The sequence below is a fragment of the Mesorhizobium sp. genome (assembly GCF_004962925.1).
Lineage (GTDB): Bacteria > Pseudomonadota > Alphaproteobacteria > Rhizobiales > Rhizobiaceae > Mesorhizobium.
In genome coordinates, this window is record NZ_SUEO01000223.1 from 1 (window position 1) to 10,492 (window position 10,492).

The 10,492-nt window shown below is 64.1% G+C and carries 9 protein-coding genes and 1 pseudogene; 1 reads left to right on the plus strand and 9 read right to left on the minus strand.

What is annotated here, in order from left to right; genetic code table 11:
• The 9 genes and pseudogenes from E5W87_RS29720 to E5W87_RS29760 form a co-directional block, all read right to left on the minus strand.
• Positions 1–911, minus strand: a pseudogene (locus E5W87_RS29720) (hypothetical protein); the annotation flags it as partial.
• Between the two features lie 196 nt (positions 912–1,107).
• Complete coding sequence (gene atzF, locus E5W87_RS29725) at positions 1,108–2,937, minus strand: allophanate hydrolase (protein WP_292405746.1); 1,830 nt, start codon at positions 2,935–2,937, stop codon at positions 1,108–1,110.
• Positions 2,934–3,284 (minus strand): cupin domain-containing protein, encoded by a 351-nt coding sequence (locus E5W87_RS29730; RefSeq protein ID WP_292405749.1) that lies wholly within the window; start codon positions 3,282–3,284, stop codon positions 2,934–2,936. Before E5W87_RS29730 ends, atzF begins: the two co-directional genes overlap by 4 nt.
• Positions 3,277–3,945 (minus strand): cysteine hydrolase family protein, encoded by a 669-nt coding sequence (locus tag E5W87_RS29735; RefSeq protein WP_292405753.1) that lies wholly within the window; start codon positions 3,943–3,945, stop codon positions 3,277–3,279. The genes E5W87_RS29730 and E5W87_RS29735 overlap by 8 nt, the downstream gene beginning before the upstream one ends.
• Positions 3,945–5,471 (minus strand): ABC transporter ATP-binding protein, encoded by a 1,527-nt coding sequence (locus E5W87_RS29740; protein WP_292405756.1) that lies wholly within the window; start codon positions 5,469–5,471, stop codon positions 3,945–3,947. The genes E5W87_RS29735 and E5W87_RS29740 overlap by 1 nt, the downstream gene beginning before the upstream one ends.
• Before the next feature lie 9 nt (positions 5,472–5,480).
• A complete protein-coding gene (locus E5W87_RS29745; protein WP_128286417.1) occupies positions 5,481–6,182 on the minus strand; it encodes a cysteine hydrolase family protein in 702 nt (233 codons plus the stop codon).
• Positions 6,183–6,207: 25 nt separating this feature from the next.
• Positions 6,208–7,134, minus strand: a complete 927-nt coding sequence (locus E5W87_RS29750; protein ID WP_292405760.1) for an ABC transporter permease — start codon at positions 7,132–7,134, stop codon at positions 6,208–6,210.
• 13 nt (positions 7,135–7,147) lie between these two features.
• A complete protein-coding gene (locus E5W87_RS29755) occupies positions 7,148–8,257 on the minus strand; it encodes an ABC transporter permease (protein ID WP_292405768.1) in 1,110 nt (369 codons plus the stop codon).
• A 58-nt stretch (positions 8,258–8,315) separates the two neighbouring features.
• On the minus strand, positions 8,316–9,443 hold the full coding sequence (locus E5W87_RS29760; RefSeq protein ID WP_292405763.1) for a BMP family ABC transporter substrate-binding protein: 1,128 nt from the start codon (positions 9,441–9,443) through the stop codon (positions 8,316–8,318).
• A 300-nt stretch (positions 9,444–9,743) separates the two neighbouring features.
• Between E5W87_RS29760 and E5W87_RS29765 the strand changes: the two genes are divergently transcribed.
• On the plus strand, positions 9,744–10,436 hold the full coding sequence (locus tag E5W87_RS29765) for a GntR family transcriptional regulator (protein ID WP_292405765.1): 693 nt from the start codon (positions 9,744–9,746) through the stop codon (positions 10,434–10,436).
• The last annotated feature ends 56 nt before the right edge of the window (positions 10,437–10,492 follow it).

A 10,492-nucleotide genomic window follows, 5' to 3' on the forward strand; every position in this document is an offset into this window, starting at 1 on the left:
GCCATGCTCGGGCCGGTGTTCACGGTGCCGGGACCGGCCAAGCCGTCGACGCCATCCTGGACATGGATTTGGACCACGCTTCCATCCGCGGTGACGGCGGCGAACACGGCAAAGCCGCTGCCGTCCGGCGACGGACCGAGAAATGCCGTTCCCAGCGCGCCCGTCTGCAGTCCGCCTGATGTCAGCTGGCCGCTTGCCTGATAGTTCAGCAGCTTGCCAAGCCAGCCGCTGGGTTGCGCTTTCGGCGTCTGCTCGCGATCGGTTTGCCGGCCTGCGAACACGCCGCCGGCCTCACGGCTCGGCGCATTGGCGAGTGGCGCACCGTCGGGATCGACGACCGTGACGCTGCCCTCGCCAATAATCCCGCTAGCCGCGTTTGCGATCCAGGGCCTTCCGAAGGCGTTGTTGATGGAAATGTATCGCGGCCCGGACGCCGCTGCGTGGCGCGCGGTTCGAGCCCCGGCATTGTACCGCCGGTTGAGAAATCGTTCGCTCTGCGCCGTGTAGAGCTGAACCCTCGCATTCCCGTCTTTGCCGGTGAGGTCTTGCGGTACGATAAGGGTGCCACCAGACTTGCCTGCGCGCGGATCAATGGACAGGATCGTCCCGACCTCAAGCGCAGGGTCGCCCCGAGCTGCGCCGAAATTGCTGCCTACGGCGACAAGGACCCTGAGCGGATCGAGCACCCGCCCTTCGCGCGTCGCCATAAGGAATTCCGGATTTCCTGGGATCGGCCCGCCGACATGAAAGCGCCCCACCTCGCGCACGCCGGCCACGTTGGGCAGCCCGACCGCGACGACACGAGCGTTCAGGCGCCAGTTGGGGGTCTGATCTCCCGCGAACGCCCAGATCGGCAGCAGGCCGAGAAGTATCGCCGCCGTCGCCATGTTCCAGCGAGCAGAAAACCCCAACAGCGCGGACCATCGCCGGGTCTGATGAGTCCCTGCGAAATCCATGGGGGACACTGCACTGCCTGTTCGCATCGCGAGGTCTCCGGCGGTCGCAAGCGCTTGGTGACGCCTGCCACTCACGGTGCAACGTTTCGCACACGCGCGCTTACGGATCGCTTACGGCATCTGGCGTGACTGCGGCGCGAACGCCGGTCGTTCAACCGGCCGGAGCGGTTCCCAGGCGATTTCCGTCGGCTCTTGCGATGAAGCTGCGCCAACCGCCATAGGCCGAAATGTCGATAGCCTGTGACAATCCGGCGGTTTCGACCAGGAAGCCTTTGGCCGATGTTCCGTCATCGAGCTCGATCGTGCCTATGCCGAGCGGCGGCGGGATCGCAGCCACGAAGCGTCCGAACGCATCTGCTGAAAGCCGCCAAACCTCGACGTCGATCGCCGTTCCGTTGCCATCGGCAACACGCACGAGCCCCGGCTTCGGCACGGATTGGCCGGCGAGCGCATAAAGCTGATAGGAGGCAACCGTCTTGGCGGCTCTGCTCAATCGCGCGTCCAGCGCGCAGAGTTGGCTGTTGAGCGGCATTCCCGACAAATGCGCGCCGACGACCACGAGCTCGATCATGCCGTCATCGAAATCAGGCGTTTTGGCGGCGAAGGCAGGCATTGGCCAGCCAGTCGCACCAAGGCCGGGACCGCTGGCTGCATGGAGTTCGCTGCCGAGCGCCGCCGTCAGGGCGTCCTTGCCGGCAGTAGCAAGCAAGGTGACGCTCATCGGCAAGCCATCGTCGCGCTTGCCCGTCGGCACGGCGATGCCGCACATGTCGAGCAGATTGACGAAGTTGGTGTAGGTGCCGAGCCGGCTGTTGGTGACGATCGGATCGGCCAAAACAGCCGCCAGCGAATAGTGCGTCGGCGCCGTCGGCACGCAGAAGAGGTCGACCGAGGCGATGACAGCCGCCAGCCTGGCCTTGTAAGCCTGCAGCGCATACAGGCCCTTGAAAGCGTCCGCTGCGGAGAGCTTTCGCGCCCCGCCGATGATTGTGCGCGTCACCGGATGCATGACGGCTTCGTTCGCTTCCATGAAATCCGCGATCGCCGCATAGCGCTCCGCCACCCAGGCGCCTTCGTAGAGAAGGTTGGCGGTGGCATAGAAATCGCCGAAGGGGATTTCGACCAATCGGCAGCCGAGCTTTTCCAGCGCGACAAGCGCCGCTTCGAATCCCGCCGCCATGGCCGCGTCGCCAAAAAATTGCCGGTCCGTCTTTGCCGGAACACCGACAGACAGCACTGGTGGACGCGGACCGAGCAGCGGCGCCGCGATAGCGCGCGAATAAGGATCGGCGTCATCCTTTGCCGCCGCGGCCCTAAAGACGCTGTAGGCGTCATCGACGGTGAGCGCGAAGACTGAGACGCAGTCGAGCGTGCGGCAGGCCGGCACGACGCCGGCGGCCGACAACGCGCCCACGGTCGGCTTCAGCCCGACGATGTTGTTGAGGCCGGCGGGGATACGGCCGGAGCCGGCGGTGTCGGTGCCGAGCGCGAAAGAAACAAGGCCGCGCGCCGTCGCCACGGCCGAGCCGGACGAGGAGCCGCCCGGCACCAATTTCGGATCGATCGCGTTTCTCGGGATCGGATAGGGCGTGCGCACGCCGACGAGGCCGGTGGCGAATTGGTCGAGATTGGTTTTTCCGACGACCAGCGCGCCGGCCGCCCTCAGACGCGCGACGACGGTGGCGTCTTTCGCCGGCATGTAGGCATATTCGGCGCAGCCGGCCGTGGTCGGCATGCCGGCCACGTCGATGTTGTCCTTGACCGCGAACGGCACGCCCCAGAGCGGCTTTGCCACGGGATCGAACCCGCCGAGTGCTTCGGCTTCGGCGAACAGCTCCGCCTTGCTCGCCAGATGGATGAAGATGCCGGGATCGTCCGCTTCCGCTATGCGCTGAAACACGGTTTCAACGACGGCTGTAACCGACATGCCGGTGGCATAGGCCGCGTGCAGGCTGCCGATATCGAAGCGGATGTCGCTCATTTCGTCTCGTCCAGAATGATCACCGGCAGATTCCACTGGATCAGCACGGCGCAGCCGTCTTTCGTCCATACCGAATGCTCGGTCCCGGCCGGGTTGAGGATCACGCTTCCGGCAGGGTAGTCGCCATTCTCGTCGCTCTGTATGCCCTCCAGCACGACGATGGTTTCCAACGCGACATGGCGATGGCGCGGCACGCCGGCGCCGGGCCGATAGTTCAGGATGGCGACGGAAGGTTCGGCCGGTCCGCCCTTGAGCAGCCAATGCACCGCGATGCCTTCGCGAAAATGCTCGAATGCCAGATCACGCCAGCTCCCATCAATTAGAGCCGGATATGCAATGTTAGGCATCGGCAATTCCCTTGAGCACCTGGTCCGTCGTCGCCGTCCAGCCGACGATCGCGCCCTGCGCCCTGATCATGGCCAGCGCGGCCGCCTTGAATTCCGGAAAATAGCTCTCCGTCGCATCCTCTGCCAGCAGGCATTCATAGCCGCGGTCGTTGGCCTCGCGCATCGTCGTCTGCACGCAGACTTCCGTCGTGACCCCGGCAAAGACGAGTTGCTGCACGCCGAGCCGCTTCAGCTCCTCGCCGAAGCTGGTGGCATAGAACGCGCCCTTGCCGGGTTTTTCGATGACGATTTCGCCAGGCAGCGGGGCCACTTCGTCGAGGATCGCCGTTCCCGGCTCGCCGACGATCAACACGCGGCCCATCGGACCGACATCGCCGATCCTGATCGACGGATTGCCACGATTGCGCTTGGCCGGCGGCAGGTCCGAAAGGTCTGATCTGTGGCACTCCATCGTGTGGATCACCGGCAGGCCGGCGGCGCGAAATCCCTCGATCAGCCTCTTCACCGTCGGCACGATCGCCACCACCCGGCCGACGTCGTTGCCGAGGCTGGCGCCGAAGCCGCCCGGCTCGGCGAAATCGCGCTGCATGTCGATGACGACCAGCGCCATCGCCTCAGGCTTGAAGACAAACGGAAACGGCAGCGCGTCGATCTCCGCCATCAGTGATGTCCCGCCATGTGCTCGCCGATCGTCTGCACGCTCGCCTGTCCGATCGGCGTCTCATAGACCAGCGCGCCGTCGGACATGACGAAGATGCGATCCGAGAGCTCCAGCAATTCGTCGAGGTCCTCAGACATCAGCAGCACCGCAGCACCGGCGTTGCGTGCCTTCATGATACGGGCGCGGATCTCGGCGACGGCGGAGAAATCGAGTCCGAAGCACGGATTCGAAACAATCAGCAGATCGACCTCGCCGGTCAGTTCGCGGGCGAGCACAGCGCGCTGGACGTTGCCTCCGGACAGCGACGAAATCGGCGAGGCGAGCGAGGCGGTCTTGACCTTGAACTGTTCGACCAGCCGGGTCGCATAGTCCCTGATGGCACTCATCTTGATCCAGTTGATCGGCTTGCCGGCCTCGTTCAGGTCGAAGGTTCGGAAAGCCATGTTTTCCGCCACCGTCATCCGTGGCGCGCAGGCATTGCGCAACGGTTCCTCCGGGATGAAGCGCACATTGAGCGTGCGGGCCTCGGCGCGGCTGGCGCCGTAGGGCGACCCTTTCACCAGAACGTCGCCGGCATCACGCGTGCGCTGCCCGGCAAGGACCTCTAGAAACTCCTTCTGGCCGTTGCCGGAAATACCGGCGACACCGACGATTTCTCCAGACTTCACATCGAGCGCGCCGATATTGATGGTCTTCAGGCCGGTTCGGTCGGGCGCCTTCAGCGACTTCACCGTCAGAACCTGCCTGGCGTCGACCGGCACCGGAGCGCGGCTGTCGAGCGCGGCAATCGGCTGGTCGCCGATCATCATCGCCGCCATCTGCTTGTGAGACAGCTCCGAGACTTTCCCTGTTCCTGTCAGTCTGCCCTTGCGCAGCACCGTGATGTCGTCGGCGAATGCCGTCACCTCGTGGAATTTGTGAGAGATCATCAATACGGTGAGGTCGCCCGCCTTGGTCATGCCGCGCACGAGGCCGAGAACTTCCTGCGCCTCGCCAGGGGTCAGCACGGAAGTCGGCTCATCCAGCACCAGGAAACTGCGGCCGAGATAAAGCTGTTTGATGATTTCGAGCTTCTGTTTCTCGCCGGCGGCAAGTTCCGCCACCTTGACGTCGAGCGGCAGCTTGAACGGCATCCGCTCCATGAACTGGGCAAGTGCGGCGCGCTCCTTGCGCCAATCGATAATGCCCGGCACCTTCTCGCGGGAGATGACCAGGTTTTCCGCACCCGTCAGCGACGGGACAAGCGTAAAATGCTGATAGACCATGCCGAGGCCGAGCGCCGAGGCATCCTTTGGGCTGGCGATCGCGACCTCGCGGCCGTCGACCAGAATGTCGCCGGCGGTCGGGTGATAAAAACCCATCATGCATTTGACCAGCGTCGACTTGCCCGCGCCGTTTTCACCAAGCAGCGCATGGAACGATCCCGCCGGCACCTTGATCGACACGTCGTCCAGCGCGGTGAAGGCGCCGAAGCGCATTGCCATCCCGATCGTCTCGACGCCGACTGCTTTTTTGCGGTCACTCATGGTCGAACCTCATGGCAACTGGGCGACAAAGGACGCCGAGTTCGACACCGCGCCGAACACCCCGCCCTGCATCTTGATCATCTTGATCGCAGCCAGATGGTTGCCGTAGTCGGTCGCCCCGCAGCAATCCTCCAGCATCACGCATTCGAAGCCGCGATCATTGGCCTCGCGCATCGTCGTGTGGACGCAGACGTCAGTGGTGATGCCGGTGAGCACGATGTTTTCGATGCCGCGTTGGTTGAGGATCAGCTCCAGATCGGTGGCGCAGAACGAGCCCTTGCCCGGCTTGTCGATGATCGGCTCGCCTTCGGCCGGATAGAGATCGGGGATGATGTCCCAGCCCGGCTCGCCGCGCACCAGGATGCGCCCGCAAGGCCCGGGGTCGCCGATGCCGGCATTGATGCGGCGCGAACGCCAGCGCTTGTTGGCCGGCAGGTCGGCGAGATCGGGCCGGTGGCCCTCGCGCGTGTGGATGATGGTGTAGCCCTTTGCTCGCATGGCCGACAGCACCGACTTGATCGGTTCGATCGGCGCCCGCACCAGCGAGAGATCGTAGCCCATATGGTCGACATAGCCGCCCGGCCCGCAGAAATCGGTCTGCATGTCGATGATGATCAGCGCCGTGTTGTCGGGCCGAAGCTCGCCATTGTAGGGCCATGGATAGGGATCGGCGTCGATGTAGCGCTGCGTGACCTCGGCTCTGGCGTTCATTGAGCAAAACTCCAGTCTGGGAACGTCATTTGGTGATCGACAGTTCGCCCGGCGCGCCGGCGAGCGAACGGCTCGGCGACGAGGTGGCGATCATGATGACGAGGGTGAAAATGTAAGGTGCGGCGTAGAACAGATAGTAGCCTTGCGTGACGCCGACCGATTGCAGCGCCGGCCCTAGCGCGCCGGCGCCGCCGAACAATAGCGCAGCGGCAAAGCAGCCGAGCGGGTTCCAGCGCGCGAAGATGACCAGCGCCACCGCCATCAGCCCCTGTCCCGACGAAATGCCTTCGGTCCAGCTGCCGGGATAATAGAGCGAGAGATAGGCGCCGCCGATGCCGGCCAGCGCACCGCCGATGCCGGTGGCGAGGAGGCGCACCGTGTTCGGGTTGAGGCCCATGGCGCGTGCCGCGTCGGAGCTGTCGCCGACCACGCGCAGGATCAGGCCGGCGCGGGTGTTGCGGAAAGCCCACCACAGGAACACCGCAAGTGCCGCACCGATCAGGAACAGCACGTTGACGTTGAGCGCCGCCTGCACCTGCGGAATATCGGACCAGCCGCCAAGCGGGATCGCCGGCAGGTCGGGTGCCGAAGGCTGGATGAACGGTTTGCCGAAGAAGAAGGCGAGACCCGAGCCGAACAGCATCAGCGCAATGCCGATGGCGATGTCGTTAACCCCGCGGAATTTGCAGATCCAGCCGTGGAACAGGCCGAAACAAAGACCGGCGGCAGCGGCGGCCAGCAGACCGAGCCATGGCGAGCCGGTCATCACCGCGACGGCATAAGCGGTCATTGCGCCGAAGACCAGCGTGCCTTCGAGGCCGAGATTGATGCGCCCTGAACGCTCGGTGATGGCTTCGCCAAGCGACACGAAGATGAAGGGCGTCGAGACGCGGATGGCGCCGCCGAGCATGGCGAGCGGAACGCCCCAGAGGCCGATCTCGGTCGAGTCCATCAGGCAGTTCCCTTCAAGAGATCAGCCCCTTCAAGAGATCTGGCCTCTGCCAGAGGTCGGGATTGAAGGCCTTGAAGCGGCCGTAGAAGGTTTCGCCGAGAAGGATGACGACGAAGAGCATGCCCTGCAGCACCAGCACGGTGGCGTCGGGCAGGTCCATCCGGCGCTGGATCAGCCCGCCGGATGCGTCGATGCCGCCAAGCAGGAAGGCGACCGGGATGATGGCGAGCGGATTGTGGCGGGCGAGAAAGGCGACGAGGATACCGGTATACCCATAACCGGCTGCGAGCGAGGCGTTGGCGCTGCCTTGCACGGCGGCGACTTCCAGCATCCCGGCAAGGCCGGCGAAGCCGCCGGCCAGCGCGGTGAAACCGACGATCAGTGGTCCGACGGCAAGTCCCTGCACCTGGGCTGCCCTGACATTGCCGCCGGCGATGCGGGCGGCGAAGCCCCAGCGGGTCTTTTCGATCAGCAGCCAGGACAGAATGCAGGCGATGACGCCGACGACGAGGCCCCAATGCACGTCCATGCCCGGAATGTTGCCGATGCGGTAGGCCTCCGCCAGCGGCTCGGTCGAGGGCTTGTTGAGCGAGGCGGGATCGCGCAGCGGTCCTTCCACCAGATGGTTCATCAGGGCAATGGCGATATAGGCCATCAAAAGGCTCGATATGGTTTCGTTGACGGCACGGTAATGGCGTAGCGCGCCGACGGCACCGATCCAGATGCCGCCGGCGGCCATGCCCGCCACGCCCATGGCAAGAACAACGAAAAAGGCGGGGGCGCCGCTGGTGGCGACGCCCATGGCAGCCGCGGCAACGCCGCCCAGCACGATCGCGCCTTCGCCGCCGATGACGACGAGGCCGAGCCGGGCCGGCAGCGCCACGCAGAGCGCCGCGAGCAGCAAGGGTGCGGCCCGCGACAGCGAGTTCTGGATCGAGAACCACGAGCCGAAGCCCCCGCGCCACATCGTTTCATAGAGCTGGACGGGCGACTTGCCGACCAGCGCGATAAACAGGCTGAACAGGGCCATGCCGACGATCAGCGCCGCGAGCGGGATGACGAATGCTTCCGCCCGCCTGGCGATCCATTCGAGCGCCGCCGGATAGCTTTTGGCGCCGAACATCGCTGGCGCGCCCGCACTGCTCACCGTATCTGCCATGGACCCCGTCTCCGATCCATGATCAAGCGGTCGAGCCGACGACACCTTCGACGAGATAGTCCATGCTTTCCAGCTCGATCGCGGCCTCGACGAAGGTCTGGCCCTCGGTTGCGACGACGTCGCCCTTGTTGTTCTTCAGGGGACCCTTGATGACCGAAAAGCCGCCCTTCATCATTTCGGCGAGCGTGCCGTCGAACTGCGTGCGCGCCGCCTCGCTGACGGCGGGGCCGAGCGGGCTCATCTTGACGAAGCCGTCGGCCAGTCCGCCACGTGTGAAATTGGGCAGCGGTTTGCCGCCCATGAGGTCGTCGACGAACATCTTGTAGACTTTTGCCCAGTTCCATTCCGCGCCGGTCAGATATTTTTCGGGCGCCAGCGGGCTCTGGTTGGCATGGTAGCCGCAGATGAAGGCGCCGCGCCCCGCCGCTGTTTCGACCACCACTTTCGGGCTGTCGACGTGGCAGGTGATGACGTCGGCACCCTGATCGACCAGTGCATTGGTGGCTTCCGCCTCCTTGACCGCCAGCGACCATTCGCCGGTGAAGATCACCTGGCAGGTGATTGCCGGGTCGACCGAGCGTGCGCCAAGCAGGAAGGAATTGATGTTGAGCAGGACCTGTGGAATGGGCTTTGCCGCGACGAAGCCGAGCTTTTTGGTCTTGGTGGCGTGACCGGCGGCTACGCCGTTGAGATACTGGCCCATCCCGATATAGCCGAAATAGGAACCGGCATTCATCGGATGCTTGTCCTTGTTCCACATGCCGCCGCAATGGCGGAACTGCACGTCGGGGAATTTCGCGCACATGGCCAGCATGTGCGGATCGAAATAGCCGAACGAGGTCGGGAAGATCAGCGAGGCGCCGTCGAGGTTGATCATCGATTCCATCGTCTTCTGGACATCGACCGTCTCGGGGACGTTCTCCTCCTCGACGACGGAGATGCCCTCGATGGCCTTCAATGTGGCGGCACCTTCGGCATGCGCCTGGTTATACCCGTAGTCGTCCTTCGGCCCGACATAGATGAAGCCGACAGTGGCGGCTGCGGCGAACGCCCTGCTGATCGGAAATGACGCCGAGGCCAGACCGAGCGCCGCTCCGGCGGCGGAGGTCTTGAGCAGATCGCGGCGGCTAAGCATGAATCTCTCGGTCATGTGAATGCTCCCTGTTGGACCCTTTTCCGGGTCGATTAATTCCCTTCTCATGAAAGTGCATGCAATCGCCATGCCAGTTCAAAAGATAAAATTTATTCAATAAAATCAGTGGATGTGCCGAGCCTCTCTGCTCAAGCGAAAGGCAATTGCATACACTTTTTGCCTTTCAAATAGCCAGTTTGACATGTAGATTAAAATAGAGGCATAGAGAGGCGCGCCCGAGTCGAAACTGGCCGGCGAGCCGCTTGCCGCATAGCCGCGAACAGACTGGACGGAGGAGAATTGTCGGGGAAGCGCAGCTTGATCAGGTCGGGCACGACCGTCGATCAGATGGTGAGGGCGATCGGTGACCGGATCGTCACCGGTTTCCTGCGCCCCGGCGAAAAGCTCGACGAGGCCTCGCTCGCTACCCGCTTCGACGTGTCGCGCACCCCCGTCAGGGAGGCGCTTGGCCGGCTGAGCGCCATGGGGCTGGTCGAAAGGCGGCCCAACCGTGGCGCCACCGTCGCCGTGGTGACGCAGGAGCATCTTGCCTCGATGTTCGAGAGCATGGCCGAGCTTGAAGCGATCTGCGCGCGGTTCTCGGCCGAGCGCATGACCGCCGGCGAACGCCGCGCGCTCGAAATCGAGCATCAGGCATCGGCGCGCCTTGTGCAACTGGGTGCGGAGGAGGACTACGAGTATTTCAACACCGAGTTCCACACGCGGCTCTATCGCGGCGCGCACAGCAAGCACATCTATGAACTGACCGTCATGACACGCAGCCGGCTGGCGCCGTTCCGGCGCGCGCAATTCATGCTGCCGGGCCGCCTGGCCAAATCCTGGCAGGAGCATGACGTCATCGTTACCGCAATCATGCGCGGTGACGGCGCCGCCGCAGGACAAGCAGCCAAGGATCACGTTTCCATCGTCAGCGAGGCGAGCGCCGTCTTTGCCGCGGTTGACCCGATGAAACCGGCGACGGTTTCGATCGGAGTGTCTTCCTACAAGTGAAAATCTGATGGAGTGGATGCCCCCTCCCGACGGCATCGCGATGTGCCAATTTGGCG